The sequence below is a fragment of the Rhizobium sp. WW_1 genome, assembly GCF_003610155.1.
Lineage (GTDB): Bacteria > Pseudomonadota > Alphaproteobacteria > Rhizobiales > Rhizobiaceae > Rhizobium > Rhizobium tropici_A.
The window spans coordinates 112,443-133,321 of the sequence record NZ_RAIN01000007.1; the positions used below are offsets into that span (position 1 = coordinate 112,443).

The following is a 20,879-nucleotide window of genomic DNA, read 5'->3' on the forward strand; positions in this document are numbered from 1 at the left end:
TATCGGGATCAAGCCGCCAGCGCCTCGATGCTGCCCATGGCGCGCTCGACCGCGGCGGCACGCAGCTCTGGGCTGATGTCCACGCCATCGGCGACGATCACCTCAAGGTTTTCGACCCCGATCACCGAGAAGATGGACGTGAGGTACGTCTCCGCATGTTCATGGCGCGCGTTCGGCGATCCCTCGCCATAGAGTCCGCCCCGCGCGAGGAGAACGATCACGCGCTTACCGCCCGCCAATCCGACCACACCGCTTGCGGTGTAGCTGAACGTTTTTCCAGCGACTAAAATCCGGTCGAGCCAGGCCTTGAGGGAGCTTGGAACGCTGAAATTGTAGAAGCCCACGCCTATCACGATCACGTCGCTGGCCATGAACTCCTCAAGGACCCTCCCGCTTTCGGCGAGGTCGCTGCGTTCGGCGGGATCGAAATCGCTAACGTCCGCGCCCTTTGCGTGGGCAGCGAAAACGCGTCCGGTAATATCGCCGAGCGGATGTGCGGCGAGGTCGCGATAATGGACCGCAATATCCGGAGCTTCACGCTTCAGGCGCTCGACAGCCGCCGCTGACATTTCCCGGCTTAAGGATCCTGTCGCTTTGATGCTCGTGTCGATATGCAGCAGTTTCACGGCGTTCTTCTCGCTCATGGTCGCTCTTCCTTGTGGTTTGTAATGCGTACAAGGTATATAAATGAGACCATACGAAGCGTGAAGGAGGCAGGATTTTGGGACAGGGTGAGGTGAACGTAACCACTCCGGTATCGGGGGAAATGCCAGGCCATTCCTCCCTCAAACAACAGCCGAAAAAATGGCCGTTCGACCCGAATTGCCCGGTGAGGGACGTTCTCGACCGGATCGGTGACAAGTGGTCGACGTTGGTACTGGTGACGTTGGCGAACGGCCCGCATCGCTTCAGCGCTGTTCAGCGCGCGATCCCCGACATCTCCAAGCGGATGCTGACGCAAACCTTCCGCGATCTGGAACGTGACGGCATGATCGCTCGACAGGTATTCCCGACCAAGCCGCCCAGTGTCGAGTACCGCCTGACTCCCCTCGGTGAGACGATTTTAAAGCCGCTGGCTGCCCTTGTTCGATGGGCCGATCGCAGCCATGCAGCGATCAATCACGCCCGTTTGGCGTATGACGAAACGACGTAAGGGGATCAGCGCGTCAGCTTCTCGATCGTTCTCGGAAAAGTCGGTGACGCTCAACGACGGCCGATGCGCGTCGCAGAACTTTCTGGCGGCTGCAGGTCAAGAGGCTACCGTCCGGCAGCTACAACAAGGACACGAGGGAAATCATGACTAACAGTAAATTGCTACGAATGGACAACATTGGCATCGTGGTGGAATCTCTCGATGATGCCGTCTCTTTTTTTACCGAGCTTGGCCTGACTTTCGAGGGGCGAGGCACGATTGAAGGAGAATGGGCCGGGCGCGTCACTGGACTGGGTAATCAGCACGTCGAAGTCGCCATGATGGTCACGCCCGACGGCCACAGCCGCCTCGAGCTCTCGCGTTTCCTCACTCCGCCTGTGGTCGCCGATCACCGGAACGCCCCGGTGAACGCCCTCGGCTACCTGCGTGCTATGTTCACAGTGAGCGATATCGACGAAACACTCGCCAGACTCCGCAAACACGGTGCGCAGCTCGTCGGCGAAGTGGTTCAGTACGAGGAGGCGTATCGGCTCTGCTACATCCGCGGCCCCGAGGGACTTCTCATCGGACTGGCAGAGCCGCTCGGCAGCAATCGGTAAGGGTTCGGGGAGGCCGCCGAAACCGTGCGTTCGAATTGTGCCGGCGAAGTTTCTTCTGTGAGATCAACCACGAGCGCGCCGCGCGACAGTTGACTTGCTCGCGGACCCGGTAACATCGCCGAGATGGTGGATCGTAAGCATTGGGCGAGCTGGCAACTTCACTGTTAGCTCAAGCTTTCCACCGATTGCTTCGACATAACTGCGAAGCGTCGAGAGATACATATCCGCTTGGCTCTCGATCTTCGAAACCGAAGGCTGCTTGATGTTGAGCGCCGTTGCGATGTCAGCTTGAGCCTTGCCGGCGATCTGGCGCAGCTCGCGCAGGCCTTCAACTTCCTGCTTCAGTACCTGATAGCGGGCCTCGATCGCCGCCTGCTCATCCGCGGGGAGTTCGGCAATGATTTCGTCGATGGTCTTGCCCATCTCACTTTCCCTTCTGTGCGGATTTCAGGTTTTCCAGATGATCGGAAAACCGTAAATCCGCTTTTGCGATTAGGCCCCTGTAGAAGCGTTTCTGACTTCCTCCCGACTTGTCGCCGGCCACGAGCATGATCGCGTTTCTCTCCGGGTCGAAGGCGAAGGCTGCGCGCCATTCGCCATCGGCCGCCTCAAAGCGCAGCTCCTTCATATTGGCGTGTCTGGACCCCTTGAGCGTGTCTGCGTGGGGCCGGCCAAGCTGCGGGCCGAAATCGGCAAGCAGCTTGGTGGCGGCGAACATTGCGACACGGACATCGCGCTCAAAGCCCAGTACGTCGTCCTCAAAGGCCGAATGCAATCTGACTTCCCAAGTCATATAGCCTCCAAGCTATGCGAGGTCAATGGGAAGGATGCGCGGCGCGGCCGGCGACGCCGTGGTCACACGACGGCAACTCTCGGCCCAGGCATCAAGATCGTCGACTGCATAGCGGACCCATTTTCCGAACTTATGGAAAACGGGTCCGCCACCAAGCGAGCGATAGCATTCCAGAGTATGCGCTTCGAGGGCGAGGTAGCGGGCGGCGGCCTCCGTATCGACGAACCGGATCGGTCCAGCGTCGTCGACGAACCTAGCCCGACGCAGGATGTCCGGCGTAGGCCAACGACGCTGCGGGTTGGTGTCCTTACGCATGGCTCGCCTCCTGTGGCTCGTCGCGCTTGGTGCCAGGAGGGACGGCGCGATTTTCACCGGAGCGATGACGGAACGGCCGATAGTTTCCGAGCTTGGTACGGGAGGCATACTGGCCGTCCTCGTAGCCAAGCGGTTTGCCGGCCGCCGTCAGCACCGGCTCAATCGGCTCGACTTCAGGAGCCACCGAAGGCACGACCACAACTGGCGTCGGCATGGCGGTGTGAGGCGGGCTCGCCGGGGGACCGCCAAGCAACGCCTGACGCCGCTGGTTTACCGCCTCCGCCGCAGCGCGCACCGGGTCGTCCTCGGTGTGCACGTACTTCATGAACATGGTCACCGTCTTGTGAGCGGTGAGCGCCATGCCGACCTTCACCGGGACGCCGGAGTTGGCAATGTCGGTCGCCGAGCGATGGCGGATGCCATGCGTTCCGATATGCGGGAGCCCGGCACGTTCAAGGATGCGCCGCCAGCCCTGGTAATAGGTGTGCTTCGACATCGGCAGGCTGGGATCGAATACGGACGGGCAGACGAACGGTGACTCCTCAAGGAGCGGTGCGGTCTCGAAGAGCCGCTGCGCTTCGGCGCTCATGGGCTTGGACATGCCGCCGGTCTTGCTGTCAGGCCATACCACGCGCCGGTTGTCGTAATCGACCCACGACCATTCGAGTTGGAGGATCTCCGACATGCGCGCGGCGAATTCGAACTGCAGCCGGATCGCGAGGAGGATGAAGGGATGCTCAAGACCCTCCGCCTCGGCGCGCGCGAGGTACGCGAAGAGCCTCTTCATCTCGCTGTCGGTGATCAGACGGGTCTTTCCCCGTTCCGGGAACTTCGGGACGTGGCGGCAGGGGTTGGAGCCATCGGGGCGCATACCCCAGACCTCGGCCATGTTGAACATTTTCCGCACGGCCGCGAGGACGCGGTTTGCGTTAGTTGGCTTCTTCGCCATCTTCTTCATCAGGTCCGAGATGTCGGCGCGGGTGACGTCGGGCACCTTCAGTTGGCCGAGCACCGGGATGATGTAGCGTTTGCCGTAACCGCGGTTCGACTCGACGGTGGAAGGCTTGTTGCGGCTCTCCGAATAGTCGGTGATGAACCGGTCGAACAGTTCTTTGACCGTGGGCGCCTGCCGCGCTGTGGCTCGCTCGGCGCTGGGATCGACACCGCGGCGAACCTCGGCCAACCAGTCTTGCGCGATCCCGCGGGCCTGCTCGACGGTGATCTCCCCATAGCGGCCGATAGCGGGCTTTCGGCGCTGTCCGTTGTGGGCGACATAGGCCACCATGAAAATCTTGCGGCCGGCCGGGGTGACCTTGACAAGGAACCCCGGTATCGTCGTATCCCGGAGTTCGTAATCGCGCTCCTGCGGGCTTGCGGCGTCGACAGCGGTCTTGGTGAGTTTGATTTTGGGCATTCCTAACCTCCGATGAGGCCGGTTTTCAGGTGCAATATAGGTGCACCTAGAAAGCCAACCGTGGCGTACATCCGGTTAGGTATGGGTGACTCGATATCCGAAAAAAGCTAGTGCTGACAGTCGGTTATCGGGAAAACGGATACCCCCGGATACACAAAGGATAGGGCATCTGGGGTCTCTCAAAATCGAGTTTCGAAAGAAGTGCTGGTTCGACTCCGGCATGGGGCACCACTCATAAAATTCGCCGTTGATTTTCCTTGCGAATTTACCAATTTTTGCCCCACATTTAATTACCTCAAAAGGCGTGGGACAAAAATGAGCCACTTTTGTTCTTCGGCTCAGGTCGGCAGCAGCTTGTTTATTGCGCCTGCAGCGATCTTTTTCCGCCGTGCCTTCTTGGTGTAGCGCGTGGTCTGATTCTTCGTCGTCCAGCCGAAAATGGCCATCAGCTCTTCGTCAGTCGCGCCGTTCTCCGCTGCGATCGTAGCGCCGGCTTTACGTAGGCCGTGGGTTGTGCAGTGAAAGAGCTTCGCCTCGTTGCACCAGTCCCGCATCTTGTTTCCCAAGCCTTTAGTCGTGAAAGGCTTGCCGAACTCGTTGACGAGGAACGTCATGTTTCCGAGCGGGCTTTCGTCGATGGTCGTCTGCAGTACCGACAGCACCGGGATCTCGACCGTGACGTTGCTGGTTTTCTTCGTCTTCTCCGGGCGGATGGTGAGAACGCCGTCGCGGATATGCTGCCGGCCAAGAATGGCGAGGTTGTTCAGCCGCAGCCCGGTATAGAGCGCCAGGTGCAGCATCAGCCTTGCCTTGCTGCCGGCCGGGTGCGCTGCCTCATACTGCCGAACCTCCTCGACAGTCCATGTGTGGAAGCCGTCGCCGGAATAGAGCAGCTTGATTTTTGAAGCGGGATTGCTTTGCACGTCTTCGATATCGTTCTCGATCGCCCACGAGTACATTGCCGATATGGCGCGCACGATTTCATTCTGCGCGCCTGGCGTCTCCCGCAGCGCATCGCGCATTTCCAGGACATGACGGCGCATCATATCCTTGTAGGGCAACTCTCCGCAGCGCTTCTCGCCATACTTATAGTCGCAAACATCCTCAAGAATGGTCGACCGCCTCGCCAAAAGCGTGTCGTTGATCTTGCCTTTGATGCGCCGCTTATATTCTTCCAGTAGCCAATCGACGGTTCCGGCCGCATGTTTGCGGTTGAGGATCGGCGGCGCCGGCTTCGCGCCTTCCGGCTCGTAGGGGACGCCGAGACGCGCGCAAGCGACCTCTTTGTCAAAGGCTTCTGTGCCCGGCGTCTCGCGCAGGCGGACCTTGCTCTTTCCCGGCGCGCGAAAATAGTAACGCGCCTCGCGGCTGCGCCAGTCACGATCGAGGCTAACGCCTTTGGGCAGTTTATCGTTGAGCTTTTTTGGCATTGTCGAAAGCATTGCCCGCTACGAAGGTTGCGTCAAGCTCATCCTGCTCGCCGCCCTTGTGAGGAAGTTTCTTGAAAGCGTCGATCAGTTCGCCAACGTCATAGACCAGCCTTTCGCCAATCATACGAGGTTTGGGCATCGTTCCGATGTCGACGGCCTTGTCAAAGAGGCTTGTACCGATACCCACGAGGGCGGCCGCCTGTTCACGGCTGATACCGATCGGCGGCAGGGATGACGGCAGGATTTCAGCGCGGAGAGCTTTCATGAGACCCCCGCACAACGAACGAACTTCGGCTTGCCGTCCTCGACTTCGAAGCGGAACGGGATCGGATCGGACCAATACCAGATGTCGACACCGTAGCTTCCCGGCTCCAATGGCGTGTTCCTCGCCAAATCCTCCGGGCTACCTGCCTTCACCAACTCGTCGATGCTGTCGTGCATGTCCAAGTCGTCGCCGTCTGCCAGTCGAAAATGTGTGGCATCGGCCGGATACGGCTCCGGAAAATCATAGCCGCCATCGTCGCCAATCCACATTTCAAAGGTGCCGTAGACGCGGGTTGCGCCAAACTGGACGACCTGGCCGGGTTCGAGGGGTCGACGGCACGAAGCCTCTTCCTCGTCCTGCTCATGTTCGTCAGCCAACATCAGCCAGCCGGTCGGGCCACCGGCAAAGACGATGTCGGCGGGATCGTCGGCCAGCACCGGCACCACTTCATCGAGCCAATCAAAGGGGCAATATTTGGTTCCTTCGAATTCCTTCAGCATCGGCCGGCCTCCCGCAGATAGGCCGCGTGATAGGAGACTCGGGGTAGCGAGATGCTGCGCAGGATGGAGCCGCCCAATTCGCCGGCCGAATAGGCGCGCGTGATGACGATCCGGTCGGCCGCTATGCGCGTGCCTGGCCGCAACTGCGTTTCAGGCTTGGGTGCGGGTTTCCGGCTTAACATGATTTCGCGCTCGATTGCGATCATGTCGAGATTGGCGAAGCGCTGGCGAACTGTGCCGACCTGCACCTGGTAGCGCGCGGCAATGGTGTGGCGATCCATGCCGGCTAAGAGATGTTCGATAAGCTTTTCACGGTCGGGCAGCTTTTGATTGTGTCTGGCCATGTCAGTTCCCTCCGGCGACGACGGGCCGGCCGATGCTCGATGCGGCGTGCCACGTCTTGGCGATGTTGTTGGCGGCGACCAGCAGCGAGGCCGACGAAGCGGCCACGCAAGCAGCGATCAGGACGCGGCCGGCAAGCGAGCGGCGTCGATACGGGATGCGCAAGGGGGTGAAATGGTTCATGGCTTAGGCTGCGCAGTCGATGTTACGAGCGCGCAGCTCGGCAGCGATATGCGGAATATTCCGAACATAGCTTTCGCGGCTGATGCCAAGGGCCAGAATCTGATTTTCCGTCATCGATCCGCGCTCGACGGTGGCGTTGACGACAAGCTTGATATCGATCTGGTCGGCAGCTGAAATCTTGGACTTGGACATGTGAAGGCTCCGGTTTCTATCGGCCTGATACGAGTCCCTTGCCTCGGCGGCCGAATGTGCCAAGGTGCAAGGGTGGGTTGAGTGGGGGTACAAATGAAAAGACTGTTTTGTGCGGTCGCGATTTTCGTGTCGCTTGCCGGCGGTACGCATGCCGATGAAAGGCAGGACGCCATTGAGACGCTCGCGCGTGTGCTGGCGTTTCAGAAGTTGTGCCCGCGCATTGAACTCGACCTCTATGGGCCAGTGGTGCCGCTCGTAGCCAGCTACGGCATCAACCTTGACGTCGATCAAGATCGACGAGAGGTTTTTGCGGAGGCACGGCGGCAGGAAGCGCCATGGGCCGGAAAAACCGAGCAAGCCATCTGCTCGACCGCACTGACCTTGTATGGGCCGAACGGCAAAAATGAGCGCGGACTTCTCAAAGAGAAATAACAACTGACGTCTCCTTTTCCCTGCGACCGCGATGCCGCCACCCATGAGGAAGGGTGGCGGCACCTTTCGCGGTATCCGGGATGGGAGGAGGAGGTCACCGGATGCATTCAAGGCTAATGCGGGACATATCCCCTCGTCAAGTTAAAAAAAGGGATATGTCCCTCATTGGGGCGAAGAGCATCAAAAAGCCCGCGACGCGGCGGGCTGTTGAAGTGCGGGATATATGACCGAGTTTGGCTAAACTGGAATGATGATTCGCTCCACTCTTCCAACAACTGTCGTGTCGGGAGTGATGGGAAGAGCCTCGTATGAACGATCTGTCGAAACCGGTTCAAGCCTGTCGGGATTGGCCATGAACTGCTTAAAAGTCGCTTCTTCGTTCTGGCGAAATACATAGTATGCTCGCGACACTAGCTCTCTATCATCTGCGTTGACAATGATGGTCGAACCTTCAGGCGCAATGAGATTCATTGATTCGCCTCTAACCGTCAGAGCAAAGTGTGTTCCTGCGCGCAGTCCATCGGCAACGACTTTTTCATGGTCGCCGTTGTCCCAATGGGCCGGAGCTTCTGAGAAATGGCCTGCTGCCACCCATGATATGTGGGGGATTTCCTTGGCCTTTGGGAGTTCTGCGTTCTCGCCGAAGGCAAGCCAACCAGCAGACACTCTCAACGCTCGCGCGACCTGTTGTAATGTGTCGATACGTGGCAACGCTGCCTTCGGCCCCTTCCAGTCTCGTATAAGATCAGGGCCGAATCCAGCAGCAAGAGAAACCGCGCGAACTGACATTTTCAGCTCTTTCGCCCGCTTCTCTACTCGCGCAATGATGTCTTTTTTCACGACTTCGCTCATGAGGGAATTATCCCTTATTTAGAGCAATGAGCGCAGAGGGACATTTCCCGTTGACATATAGGGGATATGTCCCTCATATTCCGCGTCATGGAGCAGATCGCACATCTTTTAAAGCTCGTTGAGGGGTTTTGTTTCTCGACCAAGATCGCGGAAGCGACATTGTCGAACCGTATATTCATGGATGGGAAACGGCTAACCGCCATTCGTGCTGGGTCTGATGTCGGCGTTCGTCGCATCGGTCGGGCTATTACTTGGCTTAGCGACAATTGGCCGACGGATGTTGATTGGCCCGCAGAGGTGCCTCGCCCATCCCGCATTCCAGAGGCCGCTGAATGAACGGCGGCTCTCCACTGGCTCTTTCGCCCCTGCCCGACTGGTTGCCTCTCTCATGCGGTCCCCCGTGATCTGCTGACGGTCTGACTTTTCACATTTCGAACCCATTCCCACCACGGGAAAAGCCGCCCGGATTTCCCGGCGCGGGAAAGGATTTTGCATGTCTTCCGATGCCTGGTTCCACCGCGTCAAAGCCGCACAACGCGACCTTATCAAGCTGGTCGGCGGCATCGAGCGCGCGGCCGAAGTCTCTTCCGTGTCCGCAAGCCATATCGGCCGCATGAACAACGGACGCGACACCGATCTTATGCCGCTATCTGTCGTCTACGCGCTTGAATCGGAATGCGGCGTTCCCGTCGTCACGCAGGCCATGGCCGAGCTGAACGGCCGGCGTCTCTCCGACCCTGAGACCGACCGCGTGGCGAACGTCAACGTTCTCAGCTCCTATTCCGACGTTCTGCAGAAGGCGGCGGCGCTGATGGCAACCGGCGCGGCCGCGATGGCGGATGCCTATGTGACGCCGGCCGAAGCATACTCGATGGACCGGCACGCGGCCGATATCGAGCGCGGTCTTTCCGCCTTCCGCCAGGCGCTTGCCATCGTCATTGCAACCGGCGGCGCGAAAGCGGGCCTTCATGTCGTGGGCGGCTCCGAATGATGGCGGCTTTCACCTTCGATACTGATCCGCCCATTGGTGGAGTTGCACGCGCCCTTTTGCGGCGCGTTTTCCATTCCCGGCCTGAACCGGTCCAGATCAACGAACTAGACTTGCCGGCCGCATCGGCCTGCGTGCGAGCCGGAATGCTCTGCTTCGTCGGCGTTCCCGGCGGCTATGTCGTGACGTTCAAGGGCGAAGCCTACCTCGACCGACTTAGGAGGTGCGAGTGATGGCGCGCGCTCCAACATCTGGCGAAAGGGCGGTACGCATCATCACAACGGCGGTCGCCGAAGGTGTGTATGTCGAATCCGCAGTCGGCGACCGCAACGCATGCGCTCGCCTCAATGGCAAGGGACTGCTCCAGCGGGACAAGAAAGATGCGGCACGCTGGTATCCAACAGAGTTAGCAGTCAAGAAATATCGCACGTTGGAGACAGTCGTTGAGCCTGAGCTGGGGCCGTCGATAGGGCGCATTGCTGTCTGGCGTAGCATTGTAAGCATTGAGGTCGGAACACGTCTGCGTCTCGCAGATCAAGCCAAGGTCGATGCGCTCAAGCCATCCTTCCTCGAAATCGGTCAGCAAACGCCGATCACGGTTCAAGGGCAGGAAGGCGACGAGCGCGTCAATCTATCTGCGGGGCTGCATCGCCTGCAGACCGCAAAGCAGCTTGGATGGGACAAGGTGCTTTGCTTCCACCAGCCCTTTGACGACCTTGACCGTGAACTTTGGGAGATCGACGAAAACCTATGCCGTGCCGAACTGACGGCGGCTGATCGGGCGCTCTTCATCGCGCGGCGCAAGGAAATCTATCTCGAAAAGCACCCGGAGACGGCACAGCACGTTTCAGGTGGTCGCGCTCGCCAAAACGCAGCAAGCGACAAGTTGTCGTTTGCTGAATCGACCGCTCAAGCGACAGGTCAGGATAAGCGGACCATCCAGCGGGACGCATCGCGCGGCGAAAAGATCGTCGACATGGCATTGCACCGTGTGCGCGGTTCCCGCCTCGACAATGGCACGTTCCTCGACCGGCTCAAGCAGGTTCCGCAGGACAAGCAGGTGCTTTACGTCGATGCGGCACTTGCCGAAGAAAAACGCAAGGCTGCGGACGCGAAGGAAAACCGCACCAAACGCCTGCAGCATTCCCGCATGATCCGCACGGCGGTCATCAATCACATTGCCGAACAGGGCAAGCGGGTGGCCGGTGAAATGCCACGTGCCGCCTATGCCGTTGGGTATTGCGATGTGCCGTGGCAGCAGGAGGCATGGAGCGACGAGACAGGGCAGGACAAGGGGTTGCCTTATCCTGCAATGACGGTTGACGAGTTGATGGCGCTTTGCGCTGGCGACCGCAGCCCGTTCACGCAAGACGCCATACTCTATTTCTGGACGACGACGAACCGGCTCGACGATGCGCTGAGGATCATCAAGGCGTGGGGCTTCACCTACGTCAGCATGATCACGTGGGACAAGGTCAACATCGGCATGGGCCGATGGGTGCGCGACAGAACCGAACATCTGATCATCTGCAAGCGCGGCAACTTCCCCGGTATCGACCTCTACACGGCAAAGCCGGAAAGCCTGTATAGCGAGGTGAAGACCGAGCATAGCCGCAAGCCAGTCTGGTTCGCCGAAGAAATCGAGCGGCTATATCCCGACATGCGCAAGCTGGAGCTTTTCCAGCGCAAGGAGAGCCTGCAGCCGGGGGATATCCGGCTCAATGGCAAGTGGGAGTTTTGGGGCAACCAGGCGGGCGCCCCTGAAGGCGGTGCGGCATGAACGTTGCGGCACGAAGCGAACGCCAGCGCCAAAAGGATATCCTGAATAATTTATGGGATATCCACGTCCAACTCGAGGCCGATGTTTGGGAAATCGAGACGCGGGGCGATTTTACCGCACTCGTCGCGCGGCGCTCAAGCGGGCAAGAGGTCGAAATCTGCCGTTTCAGCCGGCGCGCACTCCCTGACGAAATCAGGCTGATTGCAGGCGGCGTGCGAAACCTTTGCGTGTCGCTCGACCTGATACAGCGAGCCGCCGCCCGCGTTCGCCAACTCGAAAGCGAGGTGCAGCAACTGCAAAAGCAGCTGGCCGACAAGCCGAAAGACTACGCAGCCAATGCGGCGATCCTCTGCCAAGGGGAACTGTTTCACCGGTTCCTCGAAGTCAAGAGCGATGGCGAAGTGATTGCCGACAAGCAGGCCGCCGATGCTCGCATGAAAGAGCTGCTGACGATCAAATCCAAGAAAGAAATCAACAACGACGAACGCGCGCGGGAGGCTTTCCTCTCGCTACGTGCCGAGTTCGAACTATGGAAACGAGGTGCGGAATGATGTCCGGGCTATTGCCAATCGTCGAGCAGCTTGCGGACTGCAAGACCCATGCGGAGCGGGCCGAGTGGCTGCTTTGCTCCCCCATGCAAGTGCTGGACCGCGAGAACGGCTCCATTCGGCTGATTCTGCGTGAGGCTGGCTTCCTTGCGGGTGTCGATTACCTCGATGCGGAAATGGCGGCCATGCGGTCGGTTCGCGTGGCGAACGGGAGCCGGACTGAAAGTGTCCGTTTCATGGTCGCCAAGGCAGCCATGCACATGCGCGAACATGCGGGGATGCCACTCGCAAGTGTGGCCTCGCTCCTTTTCGAAGAGCCGGCGATCATGCTCAATTCGCCTCCCTGCGTGCACTTCACGAAGCCGAAGGAGGTGTGACATGGCGACACCTGTCCACTTCCACGGCGCAAACATGCTGCTCGGCCCGCCGAAGGGTTCCGAAAATGTCGGCGAGCTTCACACCTATACGAACGGCCGCTGCTCTGTGTCCTGCTGGGAGTTTTCGCCGGAAGAGCTGGCCGAAATCGTCCGCACCGGCCGCGTCTTCGTCTCCATTTTCTCCGGCCAATCGCAGCCGCCGGTCCATGTCGGCAGCGAGGATGGCGTGCGCGATGTCGTCGTGGACTTCGGCGGTGTTTGGAGGCGCGCATGACGAAGCACTTCAAGCCGCCGGCAATCCCGCATTCCTTCGGCCTCGACAATCGGATGACCGTCGTTCTGTTCGCCGGCATGGGCGGCGGCTGTGACGGGCTGGAACAGGCCGGGTTTCATGTCCATCTCGCGATCAATCACGATCCCGTTGCGATCGCCGTACACGAAAAGCGCCATCCGCATACGAAGCACCTGCGTTGCGACGTGTTCGAGGTGGACCCACGGCATGCCACGCAGGGGCGCGGCGTTCGCGTCCTGCACGCCTCGCCGGACTGCACGCATTTCTCCGTCGCCAAGGGCGGAAAGCCGGTTTCGAAGCGGCGGCGCTCGCTGGCGTGGGTTGTGTGCCGTTGGGCCGGCACCGTGCGGCCTGAGACGATCACGCTCGAAAACGTGCCTGAAATCCAGACGTGGGGCGGGTTGATCGCCAAGCGCTGCCCCAAGACCGGTCGCGTGATGAGGCTCGACGGCTCGGTTGCAGCCAAGGGCGAGCGTGTGCCGGTGCAAGAGCAGTGGCTCATTCCGGACCCGAAGAAGAAGGGGCGCATCTGGCGCGCGTGGCTAAACCATATGCAGCGTCTCGGCTACAACTTCGAAGGCAAGGTGCTGGTATGCGCAGACTACGGCATACATACCATCCGCAAGCGCTATTTCGGCGTGGCGCAGTCGGATGGTTCGGCCATCATTTGGCCTGCCCGCACCCATGCGCCTCGAAAGCTCGCCAGAAAGCTCGGGCTTCGGCCTTGGCTTGGCATTCATGAAAAGATCGATTGGAGCATTCCGGTAAAGTCCATCTTCAACCGGAAGAAGCCGCTAGCCGATGCCACAATGCGGCGAACGGCGCGCGGCGTCATGCGGTATGTGATCGACGCTGCGAAGCCCTTTATCGTGCCAATCACCCACACCAAGGGTTGGGGCAACCCTCGAACCGTCAACGACCCCCTATGCGCCCTCACGACGGCCAAGGGCGGCGAACTCATGATTGCGGTCCCAAGCATCACGAAGTTTCGCACCGGCTCTGTCGGGGCGGATATCCTCGACCCGTTGCCCGCCTTCACAGCGAACGGCTTTCATATCCGACCGGGTTGCGCGGTTCCTCTTGGCATCATGTCAGCAAGTCTGCAGCGCCAATTCGGCGAAAGCGATGGCGTCGATATCGAGGAGCCGGCGCCAGCCTTCACGGCGGGCGGACAAGGACATACTGCCCTCGTCTCGGCTTTCCTTGCGCAGCACAATGACGGTCCACGCGTCGGCCTGAGTGCACGCTCTGCCGAGGAACCCGTTTCTGCGCTGACCACAAGCGGTTCGCAACAGGGCATCGTTGCAGCGTCTATGCTCTCCCTGCGCGGGACCAACAAACATGGCCGTGACGCAACGGAACCCGGCGCAACGGTGATGGCCGGCGGCAACCATGCCGGTCTTATCTTGGCGTTTCTGCAGGCCTACTACAGCGGCAATGGCGGCTACGAACAGGGACTGTCCGACCCTATCGGCGCGATGACGCAGAAGGCCCGTCATGGCCTTGTGACCGTCAATGTGCGGGGGCATGACTATGTCATCACCGATATAGGGATGCGTATGCTCGAACCGGAGGAAGGTGCAGGCTCGCACGGCTTCCCGACTGGTTGCTTCCCTGAAACCATTTTCGTCGACGGCAAAGAGCGCCGGCTGACGAAGACGGAAAAGTATCACCTGGTCGGCAATAGCGTGCCGCCGCGCATGGTGCAGTTGCTGGCCGAATGCAATGTCCGCCGCGAATTTGCGGAGGCGGCGGAATGAGCCATGACGCCACCAATTGGGCGATCAAGCAGCGTGGGATAAAACCCGCGTTGAAAATCGTCCTTTGGCATCTCTGCGATTGCTACAATCCTGAATATGGCGCGTTTCCGTCGCAAGAGTACCTGTCGGAAAACTGCGAGGTGCCGCGATCCACGCTGAATGTCTATCTCGGCGAACTTGAGAGGGCCGGTCTGATCGCGCGCGAACAGCGGCGGGAGGCGGGTTCGAAACGACAGGAACGGACGCGTTACTACTTCCCCTTCGAGGCCGTATTCGCTTCCAAGCAGGATAAAAACCCATGTCCAGAAACTGGACACGGCCTTGCGGAAGCCGAGTCCAGCCTTGAGCCGCAGCCGTGTCCAGAAATCACCGAAAGCCGAGTCCAGAATCTGGACAGTAACCTTGTAAAGGAACCAGTAAGAGAACCCGTAAATTTGAGAGAGGGCGTGCGCGAGCTTTCGAAGGAAGAGCGCAAGGCAATCGAGAACCGGTTCTGGCGGCTGGTGAAGGACTGGCCGCAAACTGAGGGCATGCCGAAGAACGGATGGCTGCGGGAATGGTTCGCTCTGACCGACGATGAGCGGGACACGGCCGAACGACGCAAGCCGGTCTGGCTGGCGAAGCTGAGAGAGCAACGCAAGTCGCATATCCCTGCCCCATCCACCTACTTTCGGGAAAAGCTCTTCAACGAGGTTAGCGACCCGCAGGCGGCGCCAAAGCCCACGCATGCGGCTGCTGCGCCCTATGGCAAGCTTTGGGGAGCTGCGCGCCTCGCCGACCTACTGAGAGCGCCTTACGGGCAGATTGCCGCACTTACGATTTCGGAACGTGGCCTGGTTGCGCAAGGCAAGGCAGACGAAGCCGAACTGATGCGCGACAAGGTGCGGAAGACTGGCTGGTCGGTCGTCAACCGCATGCACGAAAAGGCTCGCAGCGGTCAGCCGTCCGTCTGCCAGACGCTTTACGAAGACGTTGCCTCGGGCTTTGTCGCCGTGATGCGGGATGGCGATATCTGGCAGGCATGGGCACGCGAGCATGAGCGGCGCGGCTGGCCATGGATCGACGATACACGACCGGCGGAACGCGCTTACTTCCCTCCCCTCAACCTCGACCTTCCGTTTGACGAGGCGGTGCGTGCCGCACTCGACGACTTTGCAGGCGCCATCGCCGATATCCAGAAAGGCAAATCCCATGATGCAGCTTAACGGCAGTCCTTTTGCTGGTTTGGTTTCGGACAAGGGTATCCAGCAACTCGACCGCATCGCGCGCGAGGAAGCGAATCGCGTCGAGTGCATCGAGGCCGCGAGCCAGCGAACCGCCGATCTGTTTCCAAGGGATGCGACATGGCTGGTGCTGCAAGTACAGTCTGGACGTGAACAGGCTGTGGAAAAAGCTATGCTCGATTGCGGCATCGAAGCATGCGCACCCATGTGTTTGGGACCGAAGCGCAGACGTCATCACAAGGAACTGCCGCCATCCGAACAGGTCGTTTTCGTTTGTTACGTGTTCGTGCGTTGTGTTCCATCTGCCTATGCGCTGCAGGCGCTGGCCCGCTTTGAGCACGTTCGCGGCGTGGTCGGCGGCTGGCTCCATCCCTATCGTGTCGCGAATGAAACTCTAAGCTCATTCAAAGAGTTGGCAGCAAGCGGCGTCTATGATTGGGAGACGAAGGTTGACGCTATTCCTGTCGGTAGCAAGGTCCGCGTGAAAGAGGGACCATTCATAGACTTCGCTGGTGAGGTTGTGGCATTCGGTGGCAAAGGAAAGGGTACGCCAGTCGTCGAACTGGAATTGTTTGGACGCAAGACGCCGATGCTTATGCCTATTGCAATGCTGTCCCGTTTGTGACAGCTAATTGCACCAATGGTTGATCCGGTTCTTAGTGACCTTCGCTCTCGCGCCCGGACCCCGCCCTGACAGCCTCGCAAGTTGAGGCACCGATTCAGGGTCAATGCGTAAGCTATGACTTGATGACAGGCGACCGAAAGGTCGCCTTTGTTGTTTCTATCTTAGAGTAATGGCTGACCAACGATCATCGGATGCTGCCGCTTGGCGCGGCTGGTACTCTCTCGCGGCATGGCGGGGCAAGCACGGCCGGCGGGCCATGCAGCTAAAGGCAGAGCCGATCTGCCGCATGTGCAGACTGCAAGGCAGGATCACGGTCGCCACCGTCGCCGACCATGTCGAGCCTCATAAGGGTGACCCTGAGAAGTTCTGGCATGGCGAGCTGCAAAGCCTATGCAGCACCCACCACGACGCGACCAAGCAGGCCGAAGAGCATCGAGGCTTCTCGACCGCGACCGGCCTCGACGGATGGCCCATCGACCCCAACCACCCCGCCAACCGGCGATGACCGGAGGGGGTGGGTCGAAACCCCGCCCCCTCGACCCCTGCGACCGGCGTGGGTCATTTCTGTGTGCAAAGTTGGAATTGGAGGCAAAAAGCCACTCTGGTAGCAGGGTGGTTTGATCAGTCATGAAGGGTCGAAAGCCGAACAGCGAACAGGTCGTGCCGTTTACCGGCGGCAAGGATGCCGGCCGGTTCGACGCACAGGCAGCACAGCGCGCTCGCGAGCTTCGGCCCGATGAACTGCCTTTCGAGATCCGCAACATTTGGGATCGCCTCGCCTCGCCACTTTGCCATCCGCAGCGCAAGCGGCTGCATGAAGGCAACGTCTACATGTTCGAAACACTCTGCTGGACGATCGCCCGCTATGAGCGCCTGCGGCTCGACGTGTGGGAGAACGGCGAGAGCTACGACAGCAAGACGCGCAACGGCGATCAGCGGAAATCCCGGCCGGAGGTCGGGCAGCTCAATGAGACCTGGCGACAGGTTCGCGCCCTTGCCAGCGACTTCGGAATGACGCCGGCATCCGAGCGGGCGGTGCAGGCGTCGGGACAGACGAGTTTCAATTTCGACGATGACGACAGCGCCGACGATTTCGACTGAGTTGTTCCCGGCTGACCAGATCCCGGCGCCCGACTATAACGCCGATCCGGTGACCGCGTGGGCCGCTGATGTGTTGCTTGGCAACATCGTCGCCGGCCCACATGTCCGCAACCAGTGTGCTCGCCATCTGCGCGACCTGCGCGATGGACCGGAGCGCGGCCTTGTGTGGGATGTCGAGGCGGCGAACAAGGTCATCGGGTGGTTTCCGCGTAACCTGCGCTTGAAGGACGGACAGTTCCAAGGTCGCAAGTTCACGCTGCATCCTAGCCAGGCGTTCCGCGTCGGCTCGCTGTTCGGGTGGAAATGGGCAGCAACCGGCCTTCGCCGCTTCCGTCGTTTCTACGACGAGGAAGGCAAGGGAAACGGCAAGTCGCCGATGCTGGCCGGCATTGGCCTTTACATGCTGATGGCCGATGGCGAAGCCGCCGCCGAAGTCTATGCCGCCGCGTCGAAGAAGGACCAGGCGCAGGTTTTGTTCAAAGACGCTGTGTCGATGCGCAACCAGTCGCCGCGCCTCAGCAGCCGTACCACGACACAGGGCGAAAACCCGGTCTGGCAGATTACCTATGTCGGCAAGAAGGGCGATAGACGCTACTTCAAGCCGATATCCTCCGACGACGGGCAGTCAGGCCCTCGCCCGCATTGCGGCCTTTGCGACGAGGTTCACGAGCACAAGAACCGCAACGTCATCGATCTGCTGGAAGCGGGCTTCAAGTTCCGCCTGCAGCCTCTGATGCTGATGGCAACGAACAGCGGGACCGATCGCAAGTCGATCTGCTGGGAGGAACATCAGCACGCCATTAACGTCGCCGCTGGCATCACCGACGACGACACGACGATGACCTTCGTCTGCGCGCTCGACGAAGGCGACGATTGGGAAAACGATCCGTCCTGCTGGCCGAAGGTCAACCCTTTGCTGGACGTGACGATCACGACGGAATGGCTCGCCGGCCGCGTGGCACTGGCAAAGGCTATTCCCGGCAAGCGCAATGACATCGCTCGCCTCAATTTCTGTGAGTGGACGCAGTCTGTGAATGCCGCCATCAAGCGGGAGTCGTGGCTTGCCTGCCAAAAGAAGCTTGATATCGCGGCACTGGTCGAGGCCGGCTATCCCTGCTTTGGTGGCCTCGACCTTTCGCAGACACGAGATTTCACCGCTTACACGCTGACGTGGGTTCTCGATGCCACCAAGGATGCGGAAGTCCTCGCCTCGAAAACATGGTTCTGGACGCCAGAGGCGACATTGCTCGACAGAGCCGGGACCGACCAGGCGCCTTATGACCTTTGGGTCAGACAAGGTTTCATCGAGGCGGTTCCCGGCGAGCGCCTGAAATATGCATGGCTCGCCGATGCCATCGCCCGCATTCATGCCGAGTTCGCGCCGGCAGAGAGCGCCGCCGACCAATACGGACTTGAACGCCTGCGCGAGCATCTGACCGACGACATCGGGGCAAGCCTGCCCCTGACGATCCATCCGCAAGGTTTCCAGAAGCGGATTTTGGAGGTCGACAAAGACAAGCCTGATGGCGAACAGGAAATCTATCTCTGGATGCCTGACTCCATCAACAAGCTGGAAAACGCGATCTACGAGCAGCGCATCCAGATCGAGCCAAACCCGATGTTGGACCTTTGCGCCGCGTCGGTCGTCTATGCCGAAAACCGCACCGGCCACCGCATGTTCGACAAGGAACACGCATTTGGCCGCATCGACGGCATGGTCTCACAAGCAATGTCCATCGGCGTCGCGCTGTGCCGTGAGCGCTCCATTGTTCGCTCCCCTTGGGACGATCCCGAATTCTCATTGACGAAGGCAAGAGCATGAGCAAGCGCCGTGTGGAAAAGCGGGAGAGCATCGAGAACCCGACAGTGCCGGTCAGCTCGGAGAACTTCCTTTCATTCTTCGGGATGGGAACGACGAAGCTGCCGCGCGTCACCATCGACCGCGCGCTGACCGTTCCTGCCGTGCTATGCGCCGTCGCATTCCTGTCCCGCACGCTCGCCGCGTTGCCACTGCATGCCTATCGTCGCACAAACGACAGCTCGGTTAAGCTGACCGGCAAGCTGCAGACGATCATTCACGAGAATCCGAACGACCAGATGGATTCGTTCAAGTTCCGGCAATATTTCTGGCAGCAGGTGTTTACCGGTGGGCGCGGCCTGGCATGGATCGAGCGCAGCGGCGCAAGCTTCGAACATATCTGGCCGATGGACCCTGCCCGCACGTCGATCCGGCGCGTCGGCATTCGTGGCGAGCTGGTCTATAGCTGCGATGGCATCGACTACCACGCCAGCGACGTTATCGACGTGCCGTTCATGCTCCGGTCGAACATGACCGGACATTATGGGCCGATCGCACTCGCCGGAAAAGCAATTCAGCTTGCATTGGCAATGAACGACTACGCCGCCACCTTCTTTGCCGGTGGCGGCATTCCGCCTCTCGCATTGGAAGGCCCAATGCCAGCCGGCAAGGATGCAATGGCTCGCGCGATGGCGGATATTCACCGTTCGGTGGACGAAGCAAAAAACGCCGACAAGCCGGTATTTCCGATACCGCCGGGATACAAACTCAATCCGGTCGGCTTCGATCCCGCCAAGGGTCAGATGACGGAAGCGCGGCGCTTTCAGAATGAAGAGTTTGCCCGCGCCTGGCAGATGCCGCTGGCCTTCATGCAGGACCTGACGAAAGGCACGTTCAACAACGTCGAGCAACAGGACATCAACCTTGTCAAGCACCTGATCATGCATTGGGCGACGGCTTTGGAGGGAGAGCTTAATCTCAAGCTGTGGGGCCGCATGAACGACAAGCGTTATGTCGAGCATAATCTTGATGGCCTGCAACGTGGCGATTTCCTGTCGCGCCTCAATGGCCTGGCCCGCGCCATTCAGACAGCGCAGCTCACGCCAAATGAGGCACGCGGCATCGAGAACCGGCCGCGTCACGACAACCCGGCCGCTGATCAGCTTCTTGTGCAGGGCGCGACCGTCGTCCTCGGCACGTCGCCCGCACCGGGCACCTCGATCCCTTCCGAACCTTCCGCCGAGTCGGCGACCCCTACCGATGGAGCCAATGATGACAATCAAGACTGAAACCCGCTCGGTTACGCTTCCTGTCCAGTATCGCGCCGCTGACAACAAAAACACAGTTGCAGGCTATGCCGCCACGTTCGGAGATACGGCCGATATCGGCGGCCATTTCCGCGAGGTCATTGCGCCCGGTGCCTTCTCGCAAAGCCTCAAGACGGCTGATGTGCGCGCCTATTATGGTCATGATCGCCAGCGCCTGCTTGGCCGCACCAGCGCCGGCACCCTGCGGCTGAATGAAGATGCCAAGGGTCTCGCGGTCGAAATCGATCTTCCAGACACAACGGACGGCCGCGACGTGCGCGAGCTGATCGCACGCGGCGATATCACCGGCATGTCGTTCGGTTTCATCGTCACCCATGACGAATGGGACATGACCGGCAACATCGACACCCGCACCATTCACCAGGTCGAACTTTTGGAGGTCTCCGTTGTTTCGGAGCCGGCCTATGAGGGTACGTCGATTGCCCTGCGCTCCCGCGACGAAGCCCGCAAGGAAAAGCGTCAGCAGAATTTCAATGCCGCCGGTCTGCGGCTGCGCATGAAAGCCCACCTGGACTTGAGGGTCCGGAGTAAAGCGTAAGGCTCGCCTGCCTGCGCCCAACAACCCCGCCGAAAACTAGGAGTAGTTACG

The 20,879-nt window shown here is 59.9% G+C and carries 28 protein-coding genes and 1 pseudogene; 17 read left to right on the forward strand and 12 right to left on the reverse strand.

From position 1 onward, the window contains the following. Positions 1–8 precede the first annotated feature (8 nt). The gene (locus BJ928_RS21150; RefSeq protein ID WP_348628239.1) at positions 9–644 is read right to left on the reverse strand and encodes an NAD(P)H-dependent oxidoreductase; all 636 of its coding nucleotides are present in this window, start codon (positions 642–644) and stop codon (positions 9–11) included. A 122-nt stretch (positions 645–766) separates the two neighbouring features. Between BJ928_RS21150 and BJ928_RS21155 the strand changes: the two genes are divergently transcribed. Next, positions 767–1,153, forward strand: a complete 387-nt coding sequence (locus BJ928_RS21155; RefSeq protein ID WP_052227625.1) for a helix-turn-helix domain-containing protein — start codon at positions 767–769, stop codon at positions 1,151–1,153. 143 nt (positions 1,154–1,296) lie between these two features. After that, positions 1,297–1,752 carry a VOC family protein gene (locus BJ928_RS21160; RefSeq protein ID WP_047630834.1) on the forward strand — a complete coding sequence of 152 codons (456 nt, stop codon included), beginning with the start codon at positions 1,297–1,299 and terminating at the stop codon, positions 1,750–1,752. A 63-nt stretch (positions 1,753–1,815) separates the two neighbouring features. Here BJ928_RS21160 and BJ928_RS21165 read toward each other — a convergent pair whose 3' ends face one another. The 10 genes and pseudogenes from BJ928_RS21165 to BJ928_RS21210 all read right to left on the reverse strand — a co-directional run bounded on the left by BJ928_RS21165 (position 1,816) and on the right by BJ928_RS21210 (position 7,186). Further along, the gene (locus BJ928_RS21165; protein WP_082011832.1) at positions 1,816–2,175 is read right to left on the reverse strand and encodes an XRE family transcriptional regulator; all 360 of its coding nucleotides are present in this window, start codon (positions 2,173–2,175) and stop codon (positions 1,816–1,818) included. Position 2,176: 1 nt separating this feature from the next. Further along, complete coding sequence (locus BJ928_RS21170) at positions 2,177–2,545, reverse strand: type II toxin-antitoxin system RelE/ParE family toxin (RefSeq protein WP_047630833.1); 369 nt, start codon at positions 2,543–2,545, stop codon at positions 2,177–2,179. Positions 2,546–2,557: 12 nt separating this feature from the next. Next, a complete protein-coding gene (locus tag BJ928_RS21175) occupies positions 2,558–2,860 on the reverse strand; it encodes a helix-turn-helix domain-containing protein (protein WP_052227624.1) in 303 nt (100 codons plus the stop codon). Between the two features lie 277 nt (positions 2,861–3,137). Continuing rightward, positions 3,138–4,274, reverse strand: a pseudogene (locus BJ928_RS21180) (tyrosine-type recombinase/integrase); the annotation flags it as partial. Positions 4,275–4,612: 338 nt separating this feature from the next. Beyond that, positions 4,613–5,704, reverse strand: a complete 1,092-nt coding sequence (locus tag BJ928_RS21185; protein WP_047630831.1) for a tyrosine-type recombinase/integrase — start codon at positions 5,702–5,704, stop codon at positions 4,613–4,615. Continuing rightward, entirely contained in the window at positions 5,682–5,969 is a 288-nt protein-coding gene (locus BJ928_RS21190) for a hypothetical protein (protein WP_047630830.1), read from the reverse strand. The genes BJ928_RS21185 and BJ928_RS21190 overlap by 23 nt, the downstream gene beginning before the upstream one ends. Further along, entirely contained in the window at positions 5,966–6,469 is a 504-nt protein-coding gene (locus tag BJ928_RS21195; RefSeq protein WP_047630829.1) for a hypothetical protein, read from the reverse strand. The genes BJ928_RS21190 and BJ928_RS21195 overlap by 4 nt, the downstream gene beginning before the upstream one ends. Then, positions 6,463–6,813 (reverse strand): hypothetical protein, encoded by a 351-nt coding sequence (locus BJ928_RS21200; protein WP_047630828.1) that lies wholly within the window; start codon positions 6,811–6,813, stop codon positions 6,463–6,465. Before BJ928_RS21200 ends, BJ928_RS21195 begins: the two co-directional genes overlap by 7 nt. 1 nt (position 6,814) lies before the next feature. After that, on the reverse strand, positions 6,815–6,994 hold the full coding sequence (locus BJ928_RS21205; RefSeq protein WP_047630827.1) for a hypothetical protein: 180 nt from the start codon (positions 6,992–6,994) through the stop codon (positions 6,815–6,817). A 3-nt stretch (positions 6,995–6,997) separates the two neighbouring features. Next, positions 6,998–7,186, reverse strand: coding sequence for a hypothetical protein (locus tag BJ928_RS21210; protein ID WP_047630826.1), 189 nt, complete (start codon positions 7,184–7,186; stop codon positions 6,998–7,000). Between the two features lie 93 nt (positions 7,187–7,279). Between BJ928_RS21210 and BJ928_RS21215 the strand changes: the two genes are divergently transcribed. After that, positions 7,280–7,618: a hypothetical protein gene (locus tag BJ928_RS21215; RefSeq protein WP_047630825.1), complete on the forward strand. Its 339-nt coding sequence runs from the start codon at positions 7,280–7,282 to the stop codon at positions 7,616–7,618. Positions 7,619–7,855: 237 nt separating this feature from the next. On the opposite strand, the gene BJ928_RS21220 is transcribed toward BJ928_RS21215, so the two are convergent. Beyond that, positions 7,856–8,470: a S24 family peptidase gene (locus BJ928_RS21220; protein WP_052227623.1), complete on the reverse strand. Its 615-nt coding sequence runs from the start codon at positions 8,468–8,470 to the stop codon at positions 7,856–7,858. Positions 8,471–8,963: 493 nt separating this feature from the next. Between BJ928_RS21220 and BJ928_RS21230 the strand changes: the two genes are divergently transcribed. The 14 genes from BJ928_RS21230 to BJ928_RS21295 all read left to right on the forward strand — a co-directional run bounded on the left by BJ928_RS21230 (position 8,964) and on the right by BJ928_RS21295 (position 20,828). Then, positions 8,964–9,461: a hypothetical protein gene (locus tag BJ928_RS21230; RefSeq protein ID WP_047630824.1), complete on the forward strand. Its 498-nt coding sequence runs from the start codon at positions 8,964–8,966 to the stop codon at positions 9,459–9,461. After that, on the forward strand, positions 9,458–9,691 hold the full coding sequence (locus tag BJ928_RS21235; RefSeq protein WP_047630823.1) for a hypothetical protein: 234 nt from the start codon (positions 9,458–9,460) through the stop codon (positions 9,689–9,691). The genes BJ928_RS21230 and BJ928_RS21235 overlap by 4 nt, the downstream gene beginning before the upstream one ends. Continuing rightward, positions 9,691–11,238, forward strand: coding sequence for an MT-A70 family methyltransferase (locus tag BJ928_RS21240; RefSeq protein WP_082011830.1), 1,548 nt, complete (start codon positions 9,691–9,693; stop codon positions 11,236–11,238). Before BJ928_RS21235 ends, BJ928_RS21240 begins: the two co-directional genes overlap by 1 nt. Continuing rightward, positions 11,235–11,789: a hypothetical protein gene (locus tag BJ928_RS21245; RefSeq protein WP_047630821.1), complete on the forward strand. Its 555-nt coding sequence runs from the start codon at positions 11,235–11,237 to the stop codon at positions 11,787–11,789. The genes BJ928_RS21240 and BJ928_RS21245 overlap by 4 nt, the downstream gene beginning before the upstream one ends. After that, entirely contained in the window at positions 11,786–12,163 is a 378-nt protein-coding gene (locus BJ928_RS21250; RefSeq protein WP_052227622.1) for a hypothetical protein, read from the forward strand. Before BJ928_RS21245 ends, BJ928_RS21250 begins: the two co-directional genes overlap by 4 nt. A gap of 1 nt (position 12,164) precedes the next feature. Further along, a complete protein-coding gene (locus BJ928_RS21255) occupies positions 12,165–12,437 on the forward strand; it encodes a hypothetical protein (protein ID WP_047630820.1) in 273 nt (90 codons plus the stop codon). Further along, on the forward strand, positions 12,434–14,215 hold the full coding sequence (locus BJ928_RS21260; RefSeq protein ID WP_052227621.1) for a DNA cytosine methyltransferase: 1,782 nt from the start codon (positions 12,434–12,436) through the stop codon (positions 14,213–14,215). Before BJ928_RS21255 ends, BJ928_RS21260 begins: the two co-directional genes overlap by 4 nt. Beyond that, entirely contained in the window at positions 14,212–15,420 is a 1,209-nt protein-coding gene (locus tag BJ928_RS21265) for a helix-turn-helix domain-containing protein (RefSeq protein ID WP_052227620.1), read from the forward strand. Before BJ928_RS21260 ends, BJ928_RS21265 begins: the two co-directional genes overlap by 4 nt. Then, on the forward strand, positions 15,407–16,063 hold the full coding sequence (locus BJ928_RS21270) for a transcription termination/antitermination NusG family protein (protein ID WP_047630819.1): 657 nt from the start codon (positions 15,407–15,409) through the stop codon (positions 16,061–16,063). The genes BJ928_RS21265 and BJ928_RS21270 overlap by 14 nt, the downstream gene beginning before the upstream one ends. A gap of 286 nt (positions 16,064–16,349) precedes the next feature. Further along, positions 16,350–16,568: a hypothetical protein gene (locus BJ928_RS21275; RefSeq protein ID WP_147413926.1), complete on the forward strand. Its 219-nt coding sequence runs from the start codon at positions 16,350–16,352 to the stop codon at positions 16,566–16,568. A gap of 122 nt (positions 16,569–16,690) precedes the next feature. After that, positions 16,691–17,164, forward strand: a complete 474-nt coding sequence (locus BJ928_RS21280; RefSeq protein ID WP_047630817.1) for a P27 family phage terminase small subunit — start codon at positions 16,691–16,693, stop codon at positions 17,162–17,164. Beyond that, positions 17,136–18,986 (forward strand): terminase large subunit, encoded by a 1,851-nt coding sequence (locus BJ928_RS21285; protein ID WP_082011828.1) that lies wholly within the window; start codon positions 17,136–17,138, stop codon positions 18,984–18,986. Before BJ928_RS21280 ends, BJ928_RS21285 begins: the two co-directional genes overlap by 29 nt. Beyond that, the gene (locus BJ928_RS21290) at positions 18,983–20,251 is read left to right on the forward strand and encodes a phage portal protein (protein ID WP_052227619.1); all 1,269 of its coding nucleotides are present in this window, start codon (positions 18,983–18,985) and stop codon (positions 20,249–20,251) included. The genes BJ928_RS21285 and BJ928_RS21290 overlap by 4 nt, the downstream gene beginning before the upstream one ends. Continuing rightward, on the forward strand, positions 20,232–20,828 hold the full coding sequence (locus BJ928_RS21295; protein WP_047630816.1) for an HK97 family phage prohead protease: 597 nt from the start codon (positions 20,232–20,234) through the stop codon (positions 20,826–20,828). Before BJ928_RS21290 ends, BJ928_RS21295 begins: the two co-directional genes overlap by 20 nt. Positions 20,829–20,879 lie beyond the last annotated feature (51 nt).

Coding starts and splice junctions, on each gene's coding strand:
- BJ928_RS21150 (WP_348628239.1), bottom strand. CDS start 644: ATGAGCGAGAAGAACGCCGTGAAACTGCTGCATATCGACACGAGCATC.
- BJ928_RS21155 (WP_052227625.1), top strand. CDS start 767: ATGCCAGGCCATTCCTCCCTCAAACAACAGCCGAAAAAATGGCCGTTC.
- BJ928_RS21160 (WP_047630834.1), top strand. CDS start 1,297: ATGACTAACAGTAAATTGCTACGAATGGACAACATTGGCATCGTGGTG.
- BJ928_RS21165 (WP_082011832.1), bottom strand. CDS start 2,175: ATGGGCAAGACCATCGACGAAATCATTGCCGAACTCCCCGCGGATGAG.
- BJ928_RS21170 (WP_047630833.1), bottom strand. CDS start 2,545: ATGACTTGGGAAGTCAGATTGCATTCGGCCTTTGAGGACGACGTACTG.
- BJ928_RS21175 (WP_052227624.1), bottom strand. CDS start 2,860: ATGCGTAAGGACACCAACCCGCAGCGTCGTTGGCCTACGCCGGACATC.
- BJ928_RS21185 (WP_047630831.1), bottom strand. CDS start 5,704: ATGCCAAAAAAGCTCAACGATAAACTGCCCAAAGGCGTTAGCCTCGAT.
- BJ928_RS21190 (WP_047630830.1), bottom strand. CDS start 5,969: ATGAAAGCTCTCCGCGCTGAAATCCTGCCGTCATCCCTGCCGCCGATC.
- BJ928_RS21195 (WP_047630829.1), bottom strand. CDS start 6,469: ATGCTGAAGGAATTCGAAGGAACCAAATATTGCCCCTTTGATTGGCTC.
- BJ928_RS21200 (WP_047630828.1), bottom strand. CDS start 6,813: ATGGCCAGACACAATCAAAAGCTGCCCGACCGTGAAAAGCTTATCGAA.
- BJ928_RS21205 (WP_047630827.1), bottom strand. CDS start 6,994: ATGAACCATTTCACCCCCTTGCGCATCCCGTATCGACGCCGCTCGCTT.
- BJ928_RS21210 (WP_047630826.1), bottom strand. CDS start 7,186: ATGTCCAAGTCCAAGATTTCAGCTGCCGACCAGATCGATATCAAGCTT.
- BJ928_RS21215 (WP_047630825.1), top strand. CDS start 7,280: ATGAAAAGACTGTTTTGTGCGGTCGCGATTTTCGTGTCGCTTGCCGGC.
- BJ928_RS21220 (WP_052227623.1), bottom strand. CDS start 8,470: ATGAGCGAAGTCGTGAAAAAAGACATCATTGCGCGAGTAGAGAAGCGG.
- BJ928_RS21230 (WP_047630824.1), top strand. CDS start 8,964: ATGTCTTCCGATGCCTGGTTCCACCGCGTCAAAGCCGCACAACGCGAC.
- BJ928_RS21235 (WP_047630823.1), top strand. CDS start 9,458: ATGATGGCGGCTTTCACCTTCGATACTGATCCGCCCATTGGTGGAGTT.
- BJ928_RS21240 (WP_082011830.1), top strand. CDS start 9,691: ATGGCGCGCGCTCCAACATCTGGCGAAAGGGCGGTACGCATCATCACA.
- BJ928_RS21245 (WP_047630821.1), top strand. CDS start 11,235: ATGAACGTTGCGGCACGAAGCGAACGCCAGCGCCAAAAGGATATCCTG.
- BJ928_RS21250 (WP_052227622.1), top strand. CDS start 11,786: ATGATGTCCGGGCTATTGCCAATCGTCGAGCAGCTTGCGGACTGCAAG.
- BJ928_RS21255 (WP_047630820.1), top strand. CDS start 12,165: ATGGCGACACCTGTCCACTTCCACGGCGCAAACATGCTGCTCGGCCCG.
- BJ928_RS21260 (WP_052227621.1), top strand. CDS start 12,434: ATGACGAAGCACTTCAAGCCGCCGGCAATCCCGCATTCCTTCGGCCTC.
- BJ928_RS21265 (WP_052227620.1), top strand. CDS start 14,212: ATGAGCCATGACGCCACCAATTGGGCGATCAAGCAGCGTGGGATAAAA.
- BJ928_RS21270 (WP_047630819.1), top strand. CDS start 15,407: ATGATGCAGCTTAACGGCAGTCCTTTTGCTGGTTTGGTTTCGGACAAG.
- BJ928_RS21275 (WP_147413926.1), top strand. CDS start 16,350: ATGTGCAGACTGCAAGGCAGGATCACGGTCGCCACCGTCGCCGACCAT.
- BJ928_RS21280 (WP_047630817.1), top strand. CDS start 16,691: ATGAAGGGTCGAAAGCCGAACAGCGAACAGGTCGTGCCGTTTACCGGC.
- BJ928_RS21285 (WP_082011828.1), top strand. CDS start 17,136: ATGACGACAGCGCCGACGATTTCGACTGAGTTGTTCCCGGCTGACCAG.
- BJ928_RS21290 (WP_052227619.1), top strand. CDS start 18,983: ATGAGCAAGCGCCGTGTGGAAAAGCGGGAGAGCATCGAGAACCCGACA.
- BJ928_RS21295 (WP_047630816.1), top strand. CDS start 20,232: ATGATGACAATCAAGACTGAAACCCGCTCGGTTACGCTTCCTGTCCAG.